This is a genomic window from Mesorhizobium sp. M0016 (assembly GCF_040324035.1).
In the GTDB taxonomy this organism is placed as follows: Bacteria; Pseudomonadota; Alphaproteobacteria; order Rhizobiales; family Rhizobiaceae; genus Mesorhizobium.
In genome coordinates, this window is the sequence record NZ_JAMYVM010000019.1 from 33760 (window position 1) to 54591 (window position 20832).

The 20832-nt window shown below is 59.6% G+C and carries 19 protein-coding genes; 5 read left to right on the forward strand and 14 right to left on the reverse strand.

Annotation, left to right across the window (positions count from 1 at the left end; all coding sequences use genetic code 11):
* Window positions 1–906, reverse strand: a complete 906-nt coding sequence (gene cysD / locus NKJ88_RS23695; RefSeq protein WP_352445772.1) for a sulfate adenylyltransferase subunit CysD — start codon at window positions 904–906, stop codon at window positions 1–3.
* 414 nt (window positions 907–1320) lie between these two features.
* On the opposite strand from cysD, the gene NKJ88_RS23700 reads away from it, so the two are divergent.
* Both NKJ88_RS23700 and NKJ88_RS23705 read left to right on the forward strand, forming a co-directional pair.
* Complete coding sequence (locus NKJ88_RS23700; protein WP_031198928.1) at window positions 1321–2607, forward strand: O-antigen ligase family protein; 1287 nt, start codon at window positions 1321–1323, stop codon at window positions 2605–2607.
* Window positions 2604–3539 (forward strand): NAD-dependent epimerase/dehydratase family protein, encoded by a 936-nt coding sequence (locus tag NKJ88_RS23705; protein WP_023709846.1) that lies wholly within the window; start codon window positions 2604–2606, stop codon window positions 3537–3539. The genes NKJ88_RS23700 and NKJ88_RS23705 overlap by 4 nt, the downstream gene beginning before the upstream one ends.
* Here NKJ88_RS23705 and NKJ88_RS23710 read toward each other — a convergent pair.
* From NKJ88_RS23710 to NKJ88_RS23720, 3 genes are all read right to left on the reverse strand, one after another.
* Window positions 3527–4066, reverse strand: coding sequence for a sugar transferase (locus NKJ88_RS23710; RefSeq protein ID WP_023670714.1), 540 nt, complete (start codon window positions 4064–4066; stop codon window positions 3527–3529). The two genes, NKJ88_RS23705 and NKJ88_RS23710, sit on opposite strands and share 13 nt — an antisense overlap.
* A gap of 17 nt (window positions 4067–4083) precedes the next feature.
* Window positions 4084–5016 (reverse strand): glycosyltransferase family 2 protein, encoded by a 933-nt coding sequence (locus tag NKJ88_RS23715; RefSeq protein WP_023709847.1) that lies wholly within the window; start codon window positions 5014–5016, stop codon window positions 4084–4086.
* A gap of 138 nt (window positions 5017–5154) precedes the next feature.
* Window positions 5155–7143 carry a nucleoside-diphosphate sugar epimerase/dehydratase gene (locus NKJ88_RS23720; RefSeq protein WP_031197947.1) on the reverse strand — a complete coding sequence of 663 codons (1989 nt, stop codon included), beginning with the start codon at window positions 7141–7143 and terminating at the stop codon, window positions 5155–5157.
* A 515-nt stretch (window positions 7144–7658) separates the two neighbouring features.
* On the opposite strand from NKJ88_RS23720, the gene NKJ88_RS23725 reads away from it, so the two are divergent.
* Together NKJ88_RS23725 and NKJ88_RS23730 are read left to right on the forward strand one after the other, a co-directional pair.
* Window positions 7659–8450 carry an ABC transporter permease gene (locus tag NKJ88_RS23725; protein ID WP_023824229.1) on the forward strand — a complete coding sequence of 264 codons (792 nt, stop codon included), beginning with the start codon at window positions 7659–7661 and terminating at the stop codon, window positions 8448–8450.
* Between the two features lie 5 nt (window positions 8451–8455).
* Window positions 8456–9157 (forward strand): ABC transporter ATP-binding protein, encoded by a 702-nt coding sequence (locus NKJ88_RS23730; protein WP_023824230.1) that lies wholly within the window; start codon window positions 8456–8458, stop codon window positions 9155–9157.
* 26 nt (window positions 9158–9183) lie between these two features.
* On the opposite strand, the gene NKJ88_RS23735 is transcribed toward NKJ88_RS23730, so the two are convergent.
* From NKJ88_RS23735 to NKJ88_RS23775, 9 genes are all read right to left on the reverse strand, one after another.
* Window positions 9184–11088 (reverse strand): rhamnan synthesis F family protein, encoded by a 1905-nt coding sequence (locus NKJ88_RS23735; RefSeq protein ID WP_245260081.1) that lies wholly within the window; start codon window positions 11086–11088, stop codon window positions 9184–9186.
* 4 nt (window positions 11089–11092) lie between these two features.
* Complete coding sequence (locus NKJ88_RS23740) at window positions 11093–12244, reverse strand: acyltransferase family protein (protein WP_023824232.1); 1152 nt, start codon at window positions 12242–12244, stop codon at window positions 11093–11095.
* A 112-nt stretch (window positions 12245–12356) separates the two neighbouring features.
* A complete protein-coding gene (locus NKJ88_RS23745) occupies window positions 12357–13457 on the reverse strand; it encodes an NAD-dependent epimerase/dehydratase family protein (protein WP_280800230.1) in 1101 nt (366 codons plus the stop codon).
* The gene (locus NKJ88_RS23750) at window positions 13457–14551 is read right to left on the reverse strand and encodes a class I SAM-dependent methyltransferase (protein WP_023824234.1); all 1095 of its coding nucleotides are present in this window, start codon (window positions 14549–14551) and stop codon (window positions 13457–13459) included. The genes NKJ88_RS23745 and NKJ88_RS23750 overlap by 1 nt, the downstream gene beginning before the upstream one ends.
* A gap of 55 nt (window positions 14552–14606) precedes the next feature.
* A complete protein-coding gene (rfbD, locus tag NKJ88_RS23755; RefSeq protein ID WP_352445777.1) occupies window positions 14607–15485 on the reverse strand; it encodes a dTDP-4-dehydrorhamnose reductase in 879 nt (292 codons plus the stop codon).
* A complete protein-coding gene (rfbB, locus tag NKJ88_RS23760) occupies window positions 15482–16576 on the reverse strand; it encodes a dTDP-glucose 4,6-dehydratase (RefSeq protein WP_023725246.1) in 1095 nt (364 codons plus the stop codon). Before rfbB ends, rfbD begins: the two co-directional genes overlap by 4 nt.
* 25 nt (window positions 16577–16601) lie before the next feature.
* Complete coding sequence (rfbC, locus tag NKJ88_RS23765; RefSeq protein WP_023670703.1) at window positions 16602–17156, reverse strand: dTDP-4-dehydrorhamnose 3,5-epimerase; 555 nt, start codon at window positions 17154–17156, stop codon at window positions 16602–16604.
* Between the two features lies 1 nt (window position 17157).
* Window positions 17158–18039: a glucose-1-phosphate thymidylyltransferase RfbA gene (gene rfbA, locus NKJ88_RS23770; RefSeq protein ID WP_023698135.1), complete on the reverse strand. Its 882-nt coding sequence runs from the start codon at window positions 18037–18039 to the stop codon at window positions 17158–17160.
* Window positions 18040–18311: 272 nt separating this feature from the next.
* Window positions 18312–18905 (reverse strand): biotin transporter BioY, encoded by a 594-nt coding sequence (locus NKJ88_RS23775; RefSeq protein ID WP_023703207.1) that lies wholly within the window; start codon window positions 18903–18905, stop codon window positions 18312–18314.
* 117 nt (window positions 18906–19022) lie between these two features.
* On the opposite strand from NKJ88_RS23775, the gene NKJ88_RS23780 reads away from it, so the two are divergent.
* Window positions 19023–19931: an MBL fold metallo-hydrolase gene (locus NKJ88_RS23780; RefSeq protein ID WP_023692735.1), complete on the forward strand. Its 909-nt coding sequence runs from the start codon at window positions 19023–19025 to the stop codon at window positions 19929–19931.
* Between the two features lie 2 nt (window positions 19932–19933).
* On the opposite strand, the gene NKJ88_RS23785 is transcribed toward NKJ88_RS23780, so the two are convergent.
* Window positions 19934–20716: a DUF1499 domain-containing protein gene (locus NKJ88_RS23785; protein ID WP_023703206.1), complete on the reverse strand. Its 783-nt coding sequence runs from the start codon at window positions 20714–20716 to the stop codon at window positions 19934–19936.
* Window positions 20717–20832: the final 116 nt, after the last annotated feature.

Below are 20832 nucleotides of genomic sequence, written 5' to 3' on the forward strand. Positions count from 1 at the left end.
TCAGAAATATCCCTCGCGCTTCTTCTGTTCCATCGAGCCGGCTTCATCGCGGTCGATGAGGCGGCCCTGGCGCTCGGAGGTGCGCGCCGTCAGCATCTCGCCGACGATGGCTTCGAGCGTGTCGGCGTCGGATTCAATGGCGCCGGTCAGCGGATAACAGCCGAGGGTGCGGAAACGCACCAGACGGTTCTCCATCGTCTCACCGGGGCGCAATTGCATGCGATCGTCATCCTTCATGATCAGCATGCCGTCGCGTTCGACCACCGGCCGCTCCTTGGCGAAATAGAGCGGCACGATCGGGATGTTTTCCTGCAGAATGTACTGCCAGATATCGAGCTCGGTCCAGTTCGACAGCGGAAACACGCGGATCGATTCGCCCGGCGCGATGCGGGTGTTGAAGATCTTCCACATCTCCGGCCGCTGGTTCTTCGGGTCCCAGACATGCTGGGCGTTGCGGAAGGAAAAGATGCGCTCCTTGGCGCGCGACTTCTCCTCGTCGCGCCGAGCCCCGCCGAAGGCAGCGTCAAAGCCGTATTTGTCGAGCGCCTGGCGCAACGCCACCGTCTTCATGACATGGGTGTGGGTGTTCGAGCCATGGTCAAAGGGGTTGATACCGTCGCGCACGCCGTCTTCATTGACGTGGACCAGCAGGTCGAAGCCGAGCTTCTGCGCCATCTGGTCGCGAAAGGCGATCATCTCGCGGAACTTCCAGGTGGTGTCGACATGCAGGAAGGGGAAAGGCGGCTTGGCCGGATAGAAGGCCTTCATCGCCAGATGCATCAGCACGGAGGAATCCTTGCCGACGGAATAGAGCATCACCGGCTTGGAGAAGGAGGCGGCAACCTCACGGAAGATGTGGATGGACTCGGCCTCGAGCCGCTGCAGGTGCGTAAGCGCGATGTTCATGGACTGTGAGCGTTCTCTCGTGCAATCCAGACCTTGCATCAGATGGATCGGGCGTCCTTTTCAGCCGCCCGGTTCAAGCTTCACTGCTGGACACTATCGGTTCGTGCCGGCGTTCTAGCAGATCGCCACCTGATATAACAACGCTGGAAAGGCCGGCGGCCACACCGATCGGCAACGAATTTTCCATGAAAAGCCTAGAATCCGAAAATTCCTGCCCGACGGAGCGAAAGCATTCAAAGGCCGGGAAAAATCTTGCCTGGACCGAAAGAAACGCCGGCCCGACCTCGTCGCTCTTTCGAAAACCGCACCCAGCCGCTATACCGGCTCCTGAACCTGCGCCGGGCGGCATGCCGCAAATGCCGCCGCCAAACATTGTCCGTCGCCACGCGACCCAGCGCATTGTGAACCAGAGCATTGACCCCGATCTCCGCCATCAAGCAGCACGTTTCGCCGTCACGGATCAACGTCACCTTCTCCATTTTGTGCTTCTTTTTCCCGCCGGTACTGGGATCGGCGGTCAGCTTTTTGTTCAATGGCGGCGGCCTGTGGTCGGTGCTTCTGCTTGCGCTGAAAAGACGGCGTTTCAACATCGACCGGCCGATGACCGCGATGACGGTGGCCATCTATGCCTATTGCGCAGCCAGCGTGCTCGCCTCCATCGTCAACAATTCAATCGCCAGGGATGCGCCGCATCTGGCAGGGCTGATCACCTTCCTGTTTTTCCCTGTCTCATACGCGACCTGGAGCATTACCGAGAAAGCCACGCTGACGCGCATCGTCGTGCTGGCGAGCGCCGCCGCCTGTTTTGGCGCCCTGCTGCTGGCGGTCGTGCAATATCACGGGCTGGGCATACGGGCCGAAGGCGGCGCCGGCAATCCGATCGTGTTCGCGACCGTCGCCTGCCTCAGCATGATGATGTGCCTGGCAGGCGCCTTATCGGGTGTCGAAAAGAACAGGGCGTTGCTGGCCTGCGCGACACTGGCCGGCGCGGTCGCCATTGTCTATTCGGGGTCGCGGATCATCTGGCTGGCGATGCTGGTGGCCGGCATCGCGGTCCTGCTGATCAACCGTCGCAAGCTCAACAACAGAAACGCCATTCGGCTTTTGCTGATTGCGGGCGCGATCGGCATCGTCATCGCGGTCATTGGTCTCCCCATCATTTCCGAGCGCGCGGCCTTCCTGTTCAGCGACTGGGATGCGCTCGCCACGAAGGGCGACCACACGACCGCGCTCGGCTTGCGCGCAGCACTTTGGCAGATTGGGCTGAGCGCCTTCCACGACATGCCGATTTTCGGTCACGGCATTGCTGCAAGCCGTGAGCTGATAAAGGATGGATTCCACAATCAGTTCCACATGCCGTCCACGGGCTTCAGCCATTTTCACAATGGCTTCCTGACCGCATTGGTGGAGGCCGGGCTGCTTGGAGCCATAACGCTCGCGGCTGTGTTCTTCGTTGCCGCGAGAAACGCGGCCATCGTGCTGCGCACCAGCACGGACGCGATCGAGCGGTTCGGCGCCACGATGATTGTCGTCACTGCGATCACCTATCTCATCGGCGGCCTGACCGGCATCCTGGTCGGCCACGACATCCTCGATGCCACACTGATGGTGTTCCTGGTGTCCGGGACCTATCTTGCATCGGGCCGGCAACAAATGCTGCCGGAACAACCGGCCCCGGCGCCCCAGGCAAGCCGGCCGTGAAAGTGCTGGTCACAGGCGCGACAGGTTTCATCGGCAGGCAGGTGGTCAACCAGCTGCGCGAAGCCGGGTTCGGGGTGCGCATGGCATCGCGCCACCCGGAACGGCTCGATCCCGTGAGCGATGCGGTTTTGTTGCCGGACTTCGACGCGCCGGCCCAGGCATTCCAGGCGCTGATGCGAGATGTCACCCATGTCGTCCACTGTGCGGCGCTCAACAATGACCGCAAGGCGAGCGAAGCCGACTTCATGGCCGCCAACGCGACACTGACCGCCCAGCTGGCGCGCGCGGCCGCCTGGCGGACAAGCGGGCGCTTCATCTATCTGTCGTCGATCCGGGCAGTAGCCGGTCCCGGTTTCAGCGGAACGATCAGCGAGGCGACGCTCCCTGCCCCGCAATGCGCCTACGGGCGCTCGAAACGCGAAGGCGAGATCAAGACACTGGAAGCCTATGCGTCCAGGCCCTCCGATGCCACGGCGCTGCGCCTGCCGCCGGTCTATGGCGAAGGCATGAAGGGAAACCTGCGTGGAATGATGCGGGCTGCCGCCATTGCCTTACCATTGCCCTTAGGCGCTTTCACCGCAGTTCGTTCGCTGATATCGCGCGACGCGGTGGCTGGCGCCGTGGCGCATCTTTTGACTCGTCCCACGCCACCGCGCCCGACCTATGTCCTGGGCGATGCTTCCCCCGTTGCGATGTTCGCAATCTTGACTGCATTCAGGCACGGATACGACGTTCCGACCCGGCTCGTTCCTGTGCCGGCCTGGCCATTCAGGCTGTTCGCCACACTGCTTGGCAGAAAAGCAGCGTACGACGCTTCCATGGCGACACAGATTTGCGACCCGTCACTGCTGATCTCGGAAGGCTGGATGCCGGAAACCGACACGCTCGGCCGGATTGAGGAACTTGCACGACAGGCCCGTCAGGTCCGGTAGATTGTGCCAAGCAGGATTTTGACGTCGAGTCCGATCGAGGCCCCCCTGAGATATTCGGCATCCGTTTCGGCGCAGAGTTTCGGATCCGACATGTCGATGCCTTTCATCTGTGCCAGCCCGGTGATGCCCGGAAGTGCGGCAAGCACACCCAATTGCCTGCGGCGTTCGATCAATTCGGTTTGCGTGGGCAGGCATGGACGCGGCCCAACCAGGCTCATCTCGCCCTTGAGCACGTTCCAGAGCTGCGGCAGCTCGTCGATCTTGAATTTCCGCAGCACCTTGCCGACGGCAGTGACGGAAATTGCCGGCGCCTGATGCGAGGGCAGAGACGGCGTTCCCACAACCATCGTGCGCAGCTTGTGGCAGGCAAACGGCACCCCGTGCTGGCCGACACGGGTTTGAGAGAAGAGTGCCGGTCCAGGCGACGTCGTCCTGATTGCCAGCATGGCAAGCAGGACGAAAGGCGAGGCCAGTGGCAGCAGCAGCGCCGCCACCGCCAGGTCGAAAGCTCGCTTGGGTTCCCTCATGGCCGTGTCTGCATGCTCTAGATCCGCCGCCAGATGAAGGCCAGATAGAGCCCAAGCGTCCCAGCCAGCGTCTGCCGGTAGACGCCGCTTTTCCTGAGAAGGCGCAGGCGTCGCAGGATACCGCCCTTTCGTGCCCTGATGAACAGGCCGAGACAGGCGGCGGCATCCCTCGAGAGGATGTCGCGATTGACCGCCAGGCCGCTCAGATTGTGATCGGTCCAGACGGCGAACTCGCCCCTGAACAGGCGCCCCAGCCGCGACAGCCTCGCCTTCCACGACACGTTGGCGCCGACCAAGTTTGCCTCATGCTGGCGGTAGCGCACCAGCGGTCGCGGGTCATAGCGGACAATGCCGCCGGCAGCCGTGACGATCAGATAGGTCCACCAGTCATGGCTGACGAACTCGGTCCTTGCCGATGCCTTTGCCAGCAACTTTCGCGCGGCGCGGTTGATCATCATCGTGTTGCCGCCGGCAATGCTTTGCACAAGCGCATTGCGAAATGCGGGTGGATGCTGGAACAGCGGCGAATACCCTTGCGCTGCTCCGGTTTCGGACATGGTCGCGGTCCTGGAGCAAAACAGCAGCGGCGTTCCGGCATCATGCTCTTGCATCCAGGCAATGGCGCTCTCCAGCCTGTCCGGCTCCCAGATGTCGTCCTGGTCGCAGAAGGCGTAGTAGTCGGCCTCGATGCGCGGATCGATGATCATCGCGCGGAAATTGGCGGCAAAGCCTTGGCGAGGACCATTCGACAGGGTCAACCGGCCCTTGGACCAGCGGCTCTGCCAGGCGCCGATAATGGCCGAAGTGCCGTCTGTCGAACCGTCGTCGGAAACCCAGAGGTCGACAACAGGATGCGATTGCGCAGCCAGCGACGCGAGCTGCTCGTCAAGGAAAGCCGCGCCATCTTTCGTGCCCAGCAGCACGGCCACGCGCTGATCTTGTCTGCTCACTGGTTCAAAATCATCTGCAAACGCCTGGGAACGGCCATCGGATCGGTTTCAATAGCCAATCCCGGTCGATCAGGACAGGCTCTTTGTTTTGACGCAATCCCGGACGGAAAACCGCTCCACACTTTTCCTGGAATTGCTCTAACCAGCTTGCCCGACTGTTTTCGCAACGGTTTCCCGGCGTGCGTCACTTGGAGGCTCTTCCGCCTGATAGAGGCCGGCCATGACGGCGAGCGCCGAGGCCTTGTCCTGATCGCGCATGGCCGCCTGCAGCAATGTCAGCGCCGCCTGGACCTTGGGCCATCCCACGACATCGGTCCTGAGGCCGAAGATCTTGGGGATATCCAGCGCGACGATCTCCTCATTGCCGCCATGCAGCACCTCGTGAAGCTTCTCGCCCGGCCTGATCCCGGTGAAACGGATCGGAATGTCGGTGTAGGGGCTTTTGCCGGCCATGCGGATCATGGTTTCAGCGACTTCGAGGATCGGCACCGGCTTGCCCATGTCGAGCATGTAGATGGCGTAGTCGTCCTTGCCCTGGCGCCGCTCGGCGTCGGCCGCCGACATGATGACGAGGTCGACGGCTTCGGCCACCGTCATGAAGTAGCGGGTCATGCGACGATCGGTGATGGTGACCGGACCGCCGGCCTCGATCTGCGCCTGGAAGATGGTGGCGACCGAGCCATTGGAGCCGAAGACATTGCCGAACCGCACGGCGATGAACTTGGTGCCGGAGCGACGGCCGCTAGGCCCGGTGGCATGCGTTTCGTGCAGCGAAGAGACGATCTGCTCGGCGGCGCGTTTCGTCATGCCGAGCACCGAGGTCGGATCGACCGCCTTGTCGCTGGAAATCAGCAGGAACTGCGGCACCCCGCATTTGGCGGCAACCTCGGCGCAGACGAGGGTGCCTAAAATGTTGGTCTGGATCGCCGATTCCCAATTTTCCTCGAGCAGCGGCACATGTTTGAGCGCGGCGGCATGGAAGATGATGTCGGGCTTGAAATCGCTGACGACGCGGGTGATCTGGCGCCGGTCTGTGACATCGACGATGCGGCTCTTGAGCCGGACATGGTCCTTTTCGTCAACCTGCTGGTCGAGCTGGAAAATACCGAACTCCGAGATATCGGCGACCAGAACCGCCTCGGCGCCAAGTTCCAGCGACCGCTTGACCAGGATGCGACCGATTGAGCCGGCGCCGCCGGTGACCAGGACGCGCTTGCCACCGATAAAGCCGCCGATCCGCTCCATATCGGAAGCAACTGTGGAGCGGCGCAGGATGGTTTCCATCTCGACAGCGTCGAGTACCAGCTTTCCGCCTTGGCCGAGCTCCGAAACGCCGGAGAACTGGACGACGGCGATACCGCTGTGACGGGCGACACGGACCAGTTCCGAATATTCCTCGATCTCGCGTTCGGTGCCATTGCCGAAAATCAGCATGTCGAGGCTTTTGGTGCCTCTTGCATATTCTTCGAGGACCTCGACCAGGCGGGGCCGCACGGCCACCACCGGAACGCCCTGGATCTGCGTGCCCAACGGCGCGCCGTTCTCGATGGCCATGATGCCGGCGATGGAATATTCGGCCGGCTCGGCCGTGCGTGTGAAGCGGATGATGACGTCTGCTTCGCCAAGCCTGCCGACGAACAGCGCTTGTTTGATCGCCGCATTGTTTGCGTTGCGGCTCAGGATTCGCCAGCTCGCCCCGTCGCGCAGGAACCGGTAATAGAGCCGAGGCGCCGATATGATGGTGAAGGAGACGAGGAAAAAGACGATGAACTGGCGCTCGTTGAGGCCGGTCACCGGCTGAAACGATCGAACCGCCAGCGAGACGACATAGAGCGTGACGGTCAGGATGGCGCAGCTCTTCAGGATGTTGAAGAAGTCCGGCGTGGAGGCGAAACGCCACACGGTGTTGTAGAGGCCGCAATAGCGAAACAGCATATGGCTGAGAAAAACAATACTTGCCCAGCACGCCAGGCCGGCCGTGGAGAGCGCGTCGAATGAAAGTCTCGACTGAGAAAGCCCCAGACTCAGCGCCACCGCGACCAGGACCATGACCAGATCCTGGATCATTATAATGGCGCGCCGCATCTTCGGCCGAAGTCCGGACACGACCTCTACATAGGATGTCATTGGGTAGTACTGAACTCCAGGCGCAAGGACATGGACACTAACGTGGTGCAAGAGCGACGGAAACCCGTCACCGATCACCTGTTTAGAGTGCCAATCCCCAGCCCCGCCGCTTTGTACCGCATAGCGCGGAGTTGTAGTTATCGCCACATATTTTTTTGGCGGACCCTTTGGTTAAGGGGTTGAAAATAATTGAACGAACGAGGTTTCGCAAAATATCGAGCCGCTGGGGCAGACGGCGCGCCTTGAGTTTCAGCCGGGCGCGGCATTGACTGGAAAGCAATTGTGGCCAAGTGCTTGATGCGTCTCTGCTCATAATCAGAGGCATGAATTTGCGATTCGCGCAGTGCGACGGTTGCGATATCGAGGTAAGAGGCGTCGACCTGTCGCAAGCGATTCGTGGTCCATCGCGACGCAATGCGTTGCCAAATGCGCGCCGCAATGACTATGAAGGGCGCCTTTGGCCCGTCTAACGGCCATAGATGCACAAGAACAAAAGAATGCGACACTAGGAAATTATGATTGCGGCACTAAACGGCGCTGTCGACGACATCAGCAAGGCCATGAAGCTGCACCGGGTCTGGATTGCGCTTGCTCATGAAGATATCGGCGACCAGCACAGACGCACAACACTTGGCCCGCTTTGGATGCTGGTCAATTATTTTGCTTTCGTCGGCACGTTTGTCTTTGTTTTCGTGACCACAGACGCCAGCAACCCAAGCTATATAGCCTATGTGGCCATCGGGATGCTGGTGTGGTTCTACCTCAGCGAAACCATCACCACGAGCGTGTCGCTCTTTCAGCGCGAAGCGAGCTTCATTCAAGGCACGACCCTGCCACTGTTCGTCTATGTGATGCGATTGACGATGCAATGCATCATCAGGGCTGCTTATTCGCTGGCGGGCTGCGTTCTTATCCTGTTGCTGGGCGGCTACGGAATCAACACAAATTGGCTACTGTCGGCGCTGGGTCTGCTGCTCATCATCTTAGCGACTCCGGCGGTTGTCACGATTTTTGCGTTTCTTGGCGCTTTCTTCCCAGATAGTGAGTTCATAGTCGGGAACATGATGCGGGTAGGCATGTTCTTCACGCCCGTCTTTTGGGTCTATACCGGGCAAGATGGCGTTCAAAAACACGCTTATCATTGGAACCCGTTCACCTATTTCCTGGAGGGTGTGCGCGAGCCGATCACGGCAGGTATATTGCCGATGCATGCCTTGACGGTGACGGGCTGTATCTGTCTCGGCGCCTGGGCTCTTGCGTTGCTGCTGCTGGGTCATTATCGCAAGCGCATCGTTTTTCTGATTTGAGTTCCATGACTTCCATCAAACTAAACAATGTCAGCCTCGTTTATCGCCTGTTCGAAAAGTTGACGCTGTCGGCGCCTGGCCGGCGCCGAAGTGCCCTTGGCGGCCACATAGCAAATTCCGGCACCAAGCAGGTTGTGCAGGCGCTCGATGACGTCAGCTTCGCACTCAAGGCGGGCGACCGATTGGGACTTGTCGGCCCAAATGGCGCCGGCAAGACCACCCTGCTCAAGGTCCTATACGGAATCTATCAGCCGTCGGGCGGCACGATATCGATCGCGGGCAAGGTCGACGCACTGTTCAATATCCACATAGGGTTTCGTCCCGAGGCCACCGGGCGCAGAAACATCGTGCTGAGGGGGTTGATCAGCGGCTGGACGGCCGCCGAAATCGAAGAGAAGATGGAAGAAATAATCGATTTCAGCGAACTGGGCGATTTCATTGACCTACCGTTTAAGGCTTACAGCCAAGGCATGGCGGCACGTCTGGCATTTGCGGCAGCGACTGCGCTTGAGCCTGAAATTCTGCTGATGGATGAATGGATCGGCGCCGGCGACGCGTCATTCCAGGAAAAAGCCAAACGACGGATGGACGAACTGGCCGAAAAGGCCGGCATCATCGTGCTGGCCAGTCACGACGATGCGCTGATCCAGCGCGTTTGCACGAAGAAAATGACACTTCGAGCTGGCCGGGTAGAGTCGCTAACTTAATGCATCCCGCGATGTTTGGCGGAAGCTTACTTTGTTGCACCGCGACCAAGCGTGGTTATCCATTGCACACTGCGGTAGAGCGGCCTAAGGACCCTGAACGCTGTTGGCGATCTAATCACGATCGATCTCTTGATCGAGAAGATGAGGCCGTGAAAGGCTCTTCTCACACCCAGGTTTCCGATTTCCACCGGTGCTCCATTGGCGCACAATGCTTGCAATTTGGCCTCCAGCATAACGTAGTTATGAGCAGCATGCCTGGCGGTCATCACGTGTCGGAAAGTGTATCCAGCGTCGATTGCGACATAGGCTATGATCCGCTCTATTGCATGGGCCAAACTCCCGTCCCGATAATCCATATTGGCGAAATCGTCCCAGCTCCACTTATTTGCGAAAAGCTTCCTGAGGGCAGCAGGACGAAACCAGTACATTCCGCCGTAAGGCGCGACAGGGCTATGGTCGTCCAGATTGACGGCAACACCCAGCTTGTCGGCCAGCTTTGCGACGTTGTCTTTGTTTCCAAACCACGAGTGGCCCATAGTCGGATACCCGATGTGAACCATCGGCGGCATAACGAGGCCAAGCGCAGGATTGTTGGCGAACAGATCAAGCAAATTCTGGACATATCCAGGAGTGTGGAGAAGGTTCTCAAACATGTGAAGTTTGAACAAGTCTCCCTTTGAGCCGTCTTGAGGAGATCGTTTGGAATGGATACGGCATATCAAGTCGTACCGGTCCTCGAGCGCGTAGTCCCGGCACCCGATCAGAAGGGCGGAGGTATCCCGGCCCTCATTCGACTGAACGACCAAAACCACGGCTTTCCTGGAATTTGGCGCTTTCGCGATCGCCTGCTTGATCAACGCCTGCTTTTTTGCGGTATCTGTCGTAATGATGAGGTCGTAGCCCTTCGGTATGTTTTCGGTGTAGCCTAGAATCTCATCGATCATGTCGACGTGATATACATGAGCAAGAACAGCTATCCGAAACCTGGTCCGGGCGCTCTGTGCACCCGTAGGCACATCTGGCAGCACGGAGAGAAGCGCGGCGTTGCCATTTAGCGTGCGGGGCGGGCCTAGGCGGCCGACACTTCTCCATATCAGCGACAAATCGTAGTTTGACCGGTCTTTGATTATCTCCAGAGCCCGCGGCAGATTGATAGCCTCGCGCTCCAGAAACAGCGTGTCATGAAAGAAGAGGCGCTTCTTTAAAATCGGGCTTCGGTCCTCCAGTGTTTTGTCTGGCTCCATTAGGACCGGATAGGGCGTCTTGTACCGTTCCGGGTCAAGCAACACCGAACAGGTGTAACCCAAGCCTTGGAAATGCGCAGTGAACACCGTCTCATGCTTTCCAATCGAATCCATATAGGAGAGGACGGGGTCCATTTCGGTCCAATAATGACGAAATGCTTTTGATTGATGCATAGACCGCCGGACCGCGATGAAATGGGAGTTGAGATGGAAGGGCATCTCTGTTCTTCTGGAGTCGAACGGATGGGGCCTCAGGGCTCTGTGACCGGAGATCCCCCAAAAATCACAGGGACGTTGGTCCATTTCCGAGAACATTTCCGAAAAGGGGAAGATCGGCCCGTAAAACGTGTGGTTGAAGAGCAAAATCTCATCGAAGCGAGACAGTTCCTCCCACCCTATATGTTCAAGGGCGGCCTTGTACGCCCACACATCGAACCCACTATTGTCCCTGATCAGGAATTCATCGGCGGCTAACGAGAGGAGAGACTCGGCCTCTTTGTCTGCGGGTCCGTTGGAAACCACCACCATGTGCTCGACGAAAGGGCGTATCGAGGCAAGCAGATGAAAATAATACTCATCTATCTTGCCGTGCGGATCATAATAGAACGCGACCGCTAAACGCTTCATCAGCTTTCCTTGTTGAATTTCTTCACCGGTGTCGGTCAGAGCGTCGGAAAAACCAGGCAACCGACTACCCCCTCACGTCCGACTGAACTGCTTCGCCACTCAGCAGCGGATCGGTGCTCTTGCGACCGGCAACTCGAGACGAGAACCGCTTGCCCCATCTGTTGACTGGATCCTCAACGAAGTAGTTCATGAGGAAGGCCGCCGGGATTACCAAGGCCAAAGTCATCGTCAGACTGAATACGAAGGCAACTGTTTGACTTGCGACCAGTTGCTGGATCGACCTCATGGTCGGAATGAGGATGACGATAATGGGCATGTGAAGAAGGTAGACTGAATAACTGATTCTTCCCAACCAAGCTGAAACACTATTGACGATCACAGCAATGGGAGCAAGGCCAAGGCCGACGACCAGCGAACCGAACATAAATCCTTCCCAATAGTATTTGTCCAATAGCGCGACCTTGTCGGTGGCGATTGCAAAAAATAGCACAGGGACAGACGCGACGAGAGCCAACCCGATCTCCTTCCTCTCCGGACGCTTTTCCAGCAGCGGCAAAGTGTAAAATGCAACGATCCCAAACATAAACATCGGGGATCGATAAAGAATTGAATAGAGATGATAGTTTACCGGGTCTGCAACGAACAAGTTAATGGTCATAAAGAACATGGAGGCTACACCAATCGAAATGAATAGCGCAGTAACTGAAAGTAAAATCCCCTTTGAACGCCCGTACACCAGTGGGAACATGAGGTAAAATAGCATTTCTACCCCTATCGTCCAACCTGCTGGCACGATAGAAGATTGATAATCTGGAACCAAATTGAAAGCAAACGTTAGGTTCAACAGGATTGATTTTGCATCGATCAATACCCCGCTGAAATTATGAATGCACATGACTAGGATCATTAAATAGAATAGAGGGGCGATCCTGAAAAAGCGACGCAGCGCGAACCCAATTATTGGCCGAGCTTCGCGGTCATGAACTGGCATGCTAAGGCAGAGCGAAAATGCACTCACGACGAAAAACAGGCTCACGCCCATAACGCCATTTACGACGAACAGATCGAGAAACGCCGCCACCTGGAGCCGCGGAGACGGGAGCATGGCTACGTGCACAACAACTACCCAAAGAGCGGCCAGTCCACGTAGCGCGTCAAGGAAGACCACCCGTTTTGAACTGGCGTTGGAGGCGATTGGCAATTTGATAACTTTCATCGGGATTGTGGAACACCAAGACCTTGTAAGACTCCGACTGCGCAATCTATCGGCTTAAGGCTATTCTGCTCCGCGTACATCGTTGAATTCTGCGCCACTCTGAGCGCAAGGCTTAAGAGTTGAGCCTCATATCCACCCAGTCGCAGAGGCGCCCTATCCCGCTTTCGACAGAACACTGCGGCTGCCATTTCAGATCTGTTACTGTACGGCCTATTTCCGCTACAGCCCACCGGACGTCGCCGTTGCGGTACATCCCATTGACGTGCGGTTCCGGCGCACCGTATCTACCCGCAATGATCTTTGCCAATTCCAAAATGGTTGTCTTCTGGCCGGTTCCCACATCATAGGCGAGAGATTGAGAGAGTTCTGTCTCGGTCGCCATAACGATGGCTGAACCCACATCATCGATGAAGACGAAATCTCTTCCGATGTTGCCGTCCTCGTAAATCGGGATGCTTTTCCCTTCTCTGGCCATTCGAATGAAGAGCGACACAATTCCAGTGTACGGGTTGGTCAAGGACTGGCCCGGCCCATAAACGTTTTGCAGTCGCAGCACATTCACCGCAGACCCAAACGAGAGCGCCCAAGACCGGAGCATCTGCTCTTGTGCTAACTTCGTTGCGCCGTAAATGCTGCTCGGATGAGGAACTACGCTCTCTGCGTTCATCGACATTGGCTCTAGACCGAGAAAATCCCACTCCGCACGCTCAAGCTGCTGTCTCGATCTCTGACCAGGATATGTGACCTCGCCCGACTTCATGGATCGCCATGCCCCTTCTCCATAGACAGCGCGACTGGAAGACAGAACGAAGCGCTCTGGCACGTGCGATGCAGCGGCGAATGCATCGAGCATCCTTGAGGTGCCAACCACGTTCACCAGGGCGTGGCGCGAGGCCTCTGTAAGGGATTGCCCCGTGCCTGTCTCCGCTGCCAGATGCACCACGACGTCCGGTCGTACGGTTTCCAATGCCTGCGCCCAGGTCGAAGCCTCGGTCACGTCGGCAATTATGAGTTCGACCCGAGGGTCAAGTTCGACAGGACGTTTCCGTTCAGCGTGAATCTGGGGATGCAAACTATCGATGACAATTACACGCCCGAAACGGTCCGCCAACTTGGTCGACAGCGCACAACCAATGAATCCGGCTCCGCCGGTCACCACACATATTTTGGACATTCGATCAGCATTCCATGTTTCGGTGCGGGTGTTCGCCATCAGCGGCGACCCAATCTGAAAAGATTGGCGACGCGAAACTTGAGCATTTTGGAACACCACCTGACATTGCCTGAAAATGCCCGCAGAGGTGCAGTGACTCGCCAACTTGTTGAGTTCTTGAATTCTTCAACAGCAAGCTCGGTTTCAGTTATTTTTGCCTCAAGTGCAGTCGTCAACGCTTGCGCCTGCACAATTTCCTTATCGCGCCCTTCGACCTGTCGCTGCCACTCTTCTCGGCTCAGCGCAAAGTGTGCCTCGCACTCGCTCGCCCGCGTTGCCGCCCGCTCGCGCTCGACTGTCAGCGCAGCGATCTCGCTGTCGCGCTGTTCGACCTGTCGCTGCCACTCTTCGCGGCTTAGCGCGAACTGTGCTTCCCTCTGCCTCACCCCATGAGACGTATTCTCGTGATGAGCGACCGCTTGGCCCAAATGGGCGAAGGCTGTTCGTACAGCCCCCAGGCTGGAGCCTTGTCTGCCGGCTGCGAAAAGCGCCTCGACGGCCTTCGGATAACTGTCGCCAAGCGCCAGAACGCCAAGTCCGTGCCCATGCAGGAACTCGAAATGCGGCCGGCCCGCCGAGATCTCGCTCCAGAAACGAAAGACGCCGAAACCGCGCTCTCGCACATTGGTATCGTGAAAGAGCACAACGGCGTTTTGCGAGAGCTTCGGCCGCCAAACGTCGAAGTCATGCCGAACAGCTTCGTAGGTGTGCAGACCGTCGATGTGCAACAGATCGATGCTGTCATCCTCGAAATGGCTAACGGCCTCGTCGAATGTCGACCGCACTAGGCGTGAGAAGGAGCCATACTTTGGTGCGTGGTAGGCGACCAGATCGGAATAGACTTCCTCTCCGTAAAAACCCGCATGCTCGTCACCTGTCCAAGTGTCGACCGCGTAGCAATTGCAGGTCAGACGCAATAGCTCGATAGCTTGGCAAGCGGCACAATAGGAGACCCCGTTCTGCGTGCCAAGCTCCACAAACCGACGAGGTCTGAGCGCATCAACTAGCCAAAACATGAATGGGACATGCTCAACCCATGCAGATAGAGCCATGAGCTCAGGGAACCTGAATGTTGTCGAATTGAAAGGAATCATAGCTGCCTTTCCGGCCCAGCCAAGCGCATTGTCCCCACAATGGGCAAGGGCATCGTCAAGCGGGCCAAAGGCATTGGAGCACCTTTTCTGTCGACTTCTTCCAATCAGGCGAGGTCCACCCAAACGACGCTGCGAACTTTGCCCTCGACAACCGCGAATTGGCGGGGCGCTTTGATCTGGTTGGATAATCGCTGGTCGCGATGTCGCGTATCCCCGCATAAGGGCCGCCAACCCTCCGGCTCGTCTCCATAATATGCCGGGCAAAGCCGCTCCAGTTGGTCTCGCCGGTGCCGGCAAGATGATAAATGCCGTAGCCGTCAAAATCGCCGCGCAACACCGCCGCCGCATGCAGGATCGAGTCGGCAATATCAAGTGCGGATGTCGGATTTCCCCATTGGTCGGCGACCACGGCGATCTCGTCGCGGTCGCCGGCCAGCCGCAGCATGGTTTTCACGAAATTCTTGCCGAACGGGCTGTAGACCCAGGCGGTGCGCAGGATCAGATGGCGCGGATTGACGGCGGCCACGGCCAGCTCGCCGGCAAGCTTGGAGGCGCCGTAGACGCCGAGCGGTGCGGTGGCGTCGGTCTCGACATAGGCGCCGTCCTTGGTGCCATCGAAGACGTAGTCGGTCGACAGATGGATTACGGGCACGCCGAGCTTCGCGGCCGCCTCGGCGACCTTGCCGGCGCCGACGGCGTTCACAGCGAAGGCAAGATCGGGCTCGTCCTCGGCCTGGTCGACGGCGGTGTAGGCGGCAGCCGACACCACGATATCCGGCCGCGCTGCCGCGAGTGCGTCGAACACCGTATCGGGCCGCGCCAGATCGAGCACTGGGCGGCCGAGGGTGACGACCTCGATGCCATCGCGCCTCTGCCCGGCCTCCAGCAGGCTGGCAGCGACCTGACCGTCGCGTCCGGTGACAACCAGCCTCACGCCGCGCCCTTCCTGCCTTCAACCTGGCCGCGCGACCGGACTTGCCCCAGCCGCTCGCCGGCGTAGCGCTGCTCGCGGATCGGTCCCCACCACCATTTGTTGTCGAGGAACCAGTCGACGGTCCTTGCAAGGCCGCTGTCGAAACTCTCCGCCGGCGCCCAACCGAGATCCCGGCCGATCTTGGAGGCATCGATTGCATAGCGGCGGTCGTGGCCGGGCCGATCGGTGACGAAGCTGATCAAATCGCGGTAGCTCCTGCCGCCGCTGCGCGGACGCCTGATGTCGAGCAGGCCGCAAATCGTCTCGACGACGCCAAGGTTGGTACGCTCGGAATTGCCGCCGACATTGTAACTTTCGCCGGGCTGGCCCTTTGTGGCGACCAGTTCCAGAGCACGGGCGTGATCCTCGACGAACAGCCAGTCGCGCACATTGGCGCCAGCGCCGTAGACCGGCAGCGGCTTTTCGTCGAGCGCGTTGAGGATGACCAGCGGGATCAGCTTTTCGGGGAAGTGATAAGGCCCGTAATTGTTCGAACAGTTGGAGAGCACGACCGGCAGGCCGTACGTCTCGTACCAGGCCCGCACCAGATGGTCGGATGCGGCCTTGGAGGCGGAATAGGGCGAGGATGGCGCGTAAGGCGTCTCCTCCACGAACATGCCGCCATCGAAGGGCAGATCGCCGAACACCTCGTCGGTCGAGACATGGTGGAAGCGGAAGCGCGCCTTCCTGTCCTCGTCAAGGCCGCGCCAATATTCGAGCGCCGAATTCAGCACCCGGTAGGTACCGACGATGTTGGTCTCGATGAAGGCGCCGGGTCCGTCGATCGAGCGGTCGACATGGCTTTCGGCGGCGAGGTTCATGACGACGTCGATCTCGTCGCGGTGGAGGATGTCGAGAACCGCCCGCTCGTCACAGATGTCGGCCTGCGCAAATTTGTAGTTGTGTGCATTCTCGATGGTGCGCAGCGAGGCCAGATTGCCGGCATAGGTGAGCTTGTCGAGATTGGTCACATGGTAGGCCGGATTGGCGCACAAATGCCGGCACACGGCCGAGCCGATGAAGCCGGCACCGCCTGTCACCAGAAAATTCATGGCGCTCTCCTCACATCGTCGCGCGTCATGCGAACACCTCGGCCTCAGCAAGCGCCGACGCCTTGAGGTCCTTGGCCGAGAGCTCGAAGGCGCCGGCCGGCGACGGCCAATCGATGCCGATATCAGGATCGTCGAAACGGATCGATCGATCATGCGCCGGCGAATAGGTGTCGGTGACCTTATACAGAACCTCGGTGTCCGGCACGAGCGTGACGAAACCGTGCGCGAAACCCTTCGGCACGAGGATCTGGTTGCCTCTCTCGGCCGATATTTCGAGCGCGACCCATTTTCCGAAGGTTTTCGAGCTGCGGCGGATGTCGACCGCCACGTCGAGAATGCGGCCTCTGATTACGCGCAGCAGCTTGTCCTGCGCGTGTGGAGGCAGTTGATAGTGAAGCCCCCGCACGACACCTGCGGCAGCCGAATAGGAATGATTGTCCTGGACGAAACGCAGATCGATGCCGGCCTCGGCAAAGGCCTCGGCATTCCAGGTTTCGATGAAATAACCGCGCGCATCGCCGTGCCGCTTCGGCACGATTTCCAGCACGCCGTCCAAACCGAGCTGCCTGACTTCCAGCACCCTATGTCTCCGTCAGCTCGGTGACACGCCGGCGCAGATAGGCGGCGTATTCGTTCTTGCCCAGGCGCGTGGCGCGCTCAAGCACCTTGTCGGCGGTCAGCCAGCCCTGCTCGAAAGCGATTTCTTCAGGACAGGCGACCTTGATCCCCTGGCGGTGCTCGATCGTGCGCACGAAGGAAGAGGCTTCATGCAGGCTGTCATGCGTGCCGGTGTCGAGCCAGGCATAGCCGCGGCCGAGCTGATGCACATGCAATTTCCCGCGCTCGAGATAGACGTTGTTGACCGCCGTGATCTCGAGTTCGCCGCGCGCCGAGGGCTTGATCGTCGACGCGATGTCGACGACCTCATTGTCGTAGAAATAGAGGCCGGTGACCGCCCAGTTGGACTTCGGCTCCCGCGGCTTCTCCTCGATCGTCAAAGCCGTGCCGCTGAGCTTGTCGAACGACACCACGCCGTAGCGCTGCGGGTCCTCGACATGGTAGGCGAACACCGACGCGCCGCTTTGGCGCTGCGCAGCAGTGCGGCAGAGCTGCGACAGGCCCTCGCCGAAATAGATGTTGTCGCCGAGAATCATTGACACATTATCCTTGCCGATGAAGTCGCGGCCGATGATGAAGGCCTCGGCAAGCCCGTTGGGCTGCGCCTGCTCGGCATAGGAGAATTCGACCCCGAATTCCGAACCGTCGCCCAGCAACTCCCGAAACACCGGCAAGTCGCGAGGTGTCGAAATGATCAAAATCTGGCGGATACCGGCGAGCATCAAGACGCTCAGCGGATAAAAAATCATCGGCTTGTCGTATATCGGCAGAATCTGCTTAGAGATCGCTAATGTAAGGGGATACAGACGCGTCCCGCTGCCTCCTGCAAGGATTATTCCCTTCAACAAGCTCTCCTTGAATTACCGGCCCCCGCCTCGAAATCAAGTTGCCCGTGCTTAGGTTTCGCGCAATGGCTTGTCAATTCAATCTCGGCCGTGGATCGGCGCCAGAATTGCTCTGCATCTGCCGCCTCGCGGCAATTTGACCGACCAGGCACAAGCTGACGGTGCAAATGGGCGTGGCGATTTGGCAACCGGCTTGCACCATCGGCTGGCGGACGCGTGACAACAAAAAGCCGGCGGGCCTTGGACCCGCCGGCTCATTCATTTGTCCGGTTTCAGGGCTGCTTGGGCAGCAGCGACCATACCGCCGGCACCAGGCTGGCGGCGAGCGCAACCTTGATCAGGTCGCCGAGGACGAACGGCAAAACGCCGAACTGCCACGCCTTTTCCGCGCCGATGAGGGTGGCCAGCCAGGCAAAGCCCATGGCCATCATGACGATTTCGGCGACCAGCATGGCGTTGAACAACTTGATCGGGTGGCGGTCCCAGCCGCGGTCGGCGGCCCAGCCGACAATGGCCGCCATGACGACGAAGCCGGCGAGATAACCGCCGGTGCCGCCGATCATGTAGGCGATGCCGATGCCCTTTTCAGGCGTGCTTTGGAAGACCGGGAAGCCCATGGCGCCTTCGGCCATGTAGAGAAGCAGGGTAGCGACGCCAAGCCGCAGGCCAAATGCAGTGGCGATCAGCAGGACGGCCAGCGTCTGCAGCGAGATGTCGACCGGCCCGAGCACGACTTTCGTCTTGGCCGACAGGGTCAAAAGCAGCGTTCCGGCGATCGCCAGCAAAAGCTGGGTTGCCAGGCGCTGCGCGCCCTCCTGGGGCAAAGCGAGAGAAACAAGCGGGCGCATCGTCGTTGCAAGTGCCATGGTCTTCCCCAATCCGGATTGCCGCAGATCGCGGCCTTGCGTTTTTCTATATTGGCTTCCGTGTTATGCGGCAATCAGTTTTGCCGTCTTCCTGAACAGAGATTCAACGACACCGCCATGGCGCTCAAATTCGACACCAGCTTCGATCCGGCATATGGCGAGGGCGTCACCGTTGCGCCGGACGTCTTGCGCGTCACCGCCAAAAACCCCAGCCCGTTCACCTTTCACGGCACCAACAGCTACATCGTCGGGCGCGATACGCTGGCGGTGATCGATCCCGGCCCCGATGACGAGGCGCATTTCCAGACGCTGCTCAAGGTGATCGCAAACCGGCCGGTCAGCCATATCTTCGTCAGCCACACGCATCGCGACCATTCTCCGCTGGCCGCCCGGCTGAAAGCGCACACCGGCGCTATTGTACTGGCCGAAGGCCCGCACCGCCCGGCAAGGCCGCTGCGGATCGGCGAGATCAACCCGCTCGACGCCAGCGCCGACACGGTTTTCGTCCCGGAGATCGCGTTGCCCGACAATGCGCTGGTCGAGGGCGATGACTGGACGATCCGGACGGTGCTGACGCCGGGCCACACCGCCAATCACGCGGCATTTGCGCTCGAAGGCACCGGCATCCTGTTTTCAGCCGACCATGTGATGGCGTGGGCGACATCGATCGTGGCGCCGCCGGACGGAGCGATGGCCGACTACATGGCCTCGCTCGACAGGCTGATCGCGCGCGGCGATCGCCTGCTGCTGCCCGGCCATGGCGGCCCGGTGACCGCGCCGCGCAGCTTCATGCGCGGCCTCAAGACCCATCGCAAGATGCGCGAACGGGCGATCCTCGAACGGATCCGCGACAGCGACCGGACGATCCCGGACATGGTCAAGGCTATCTACCGGGACACCGACCCGCGCCTGCATGGCGCCGCCGGCCTGTCGGTGCTTGCCCATCTCGAGGACCTGGTGGCGCGCGGCCTGGTTGCTACCCAGGGTGACCCGGCCATCGACGGCGTTTTTGTGCCGGTGGGGTAGAACTACTCAGCCGGCGCGGCACCCACCTGCCCTGCAACCTCCTGGTCGAGTTCGGCGAGGAACCCGACGATGCGCGCCGCATTGTCGCCGAGGTCGTAGCGGCCGTAGCGGGAGGCTGAGCGCATGTCGACGACGATGGTGTCGCCATCATTGCTGACCCGGATGGCGACGTCGGCGGGCAGGCCTACGACGAAGCTCCGGGCAACGGCCGATATCGTCACCTCGTCTTGACCGTCCGTCACCGGATATGGCGCAGTAAGTTGCCAATCGCGGCGGTCGAGCACGGTTTCAACGGCGTCGACGACGGTTTCGAACGGCAGATTGTAGCTGTGCCCGGTGACCAGCGGATAGGCGTCGGCCTGCAGGCGCACTTCGCCAGGCGTTGGCGGCGCGAGCACGTTCATGTCCTTGGTGCGGTCGCTGGTCTCGAGCACCGGCGGATTGTCGAGGTCCGTCGAAATGTCCCTCAGGGGCGGCGTGGTCGCCGCCAAATAGGTGGCAAAGCCGTAGGGCGTCAGCACCAGCAGCGCCAGCAGGGCGCCGACCGAGAGGTCGCGGCCGCCACGGTCACCGAAATGCCACAGCCGGGACAAAGCGAGGCCGGCAAACAGCAAAGCGAACGCGGCAAGCAAGGCGACGATCGCCAGCACCCACAGGAAGGCCGGCGTTTCGACCAGTTCGAAATGATGGCCGGCCAGCACGGTGAGCAGCAGGACCAGGGCAAAAGCGCCCGTGCGCCGCGACCAGCCGGCCGCCTTCGATGTCTGCCGCTCGTCAATTTCCATTGTCTTCAGCACCGCCCCAACCCGCACAGACGCTTAGAGCAAAGGATGCTCAAATTGAACATCCCCTGCCCTAACGTTTTTGCGGCCGGTAGCTTGAAGGTCAAGGAAACGCACGG

Coding starts and splice junctions, on each gene's coding strand:
- NKJ88_RS23725 (WP_023824229.1), top strand. CDS start 7,659: ATGATTGCGGCACTAAACGGCGCTGTCGACGACATCAGCAAGGCCATG.
- rfbB (WP_023725246.1), bottom strand. CDS start 16,576: ATGAATTTTCTGGTGACAGGCGGTGCCGGCTTCATCGGCTCGGCCGTG.
- NKJ88_RS23775 (WP_023703207.1), bottom strand. CDS start 18,905: ATGGCACTTGCAACGACGATGCGCCCGCTTGTTTCTCTCGCTTTGCCC.
- cysD (WP_352445772.1), bottom strand. CDS start 906: ATGAACATCGCGCTTACGCACCTGCAGCGGCTCGAGGCCGAGTCCATC.
- NKJ88_RS23780 (WP_023692735.1), top strand. CDS start 19,023: ATGGCGCTCAAATTCGACACCAGCTTCGATCCGGCATATGGCGAGGGC.
- NKJ88_RS23740 (WP_023824232.1), bottom strand. CDS start 12,244: ATGAAAGTTATCAAATTGCCAATCGCCTCCAACGCCAGTTCAAAACGG.
- NKJ88_RS23745 (WP_280800230.1), bottom strand. CDS start 13,457: ATGGCGAACACCCGCACCGAAACATGGAATGCTGATCGAATGTCCAAA.
- NKJ88_RS23750 (WP_023824234.1), bottom strand. CDS start 14,551: ATGATTCCTTTCAATTCGACAACATTCAGGTTCCCTGAGCTCATGGCT.
- NKJ88_RS23710 (WP_023670714.1), bottom strand. CDS start 4,066: ATGAGGGAACCCAAGCGAGCTTTCGACCTGGCGGTGGCGGCGCTGCTG.
- NKJ88_RS23720 (WP_031197947.1), bottom strand. CDS start 7,143: ATGACATCCTATGTAGAGGTCGTGTCCGGACTTCGGCCGAAGATGCGG.
- NKJ88_RS23730 (WP_023824230.1), top strand. CDS start 8,456: ATGACTTCCATCAAACTAAACAATGTCAGCCTCGTTTATCGCCTGTTC.
- NKJ88_RS23785 (WP_023703206.1), bottom strand. CDS start 20,716: ATGGAAATTGACGAGCGGCAGACATCGAAGGCGGCCGGCTGGTCGCGG.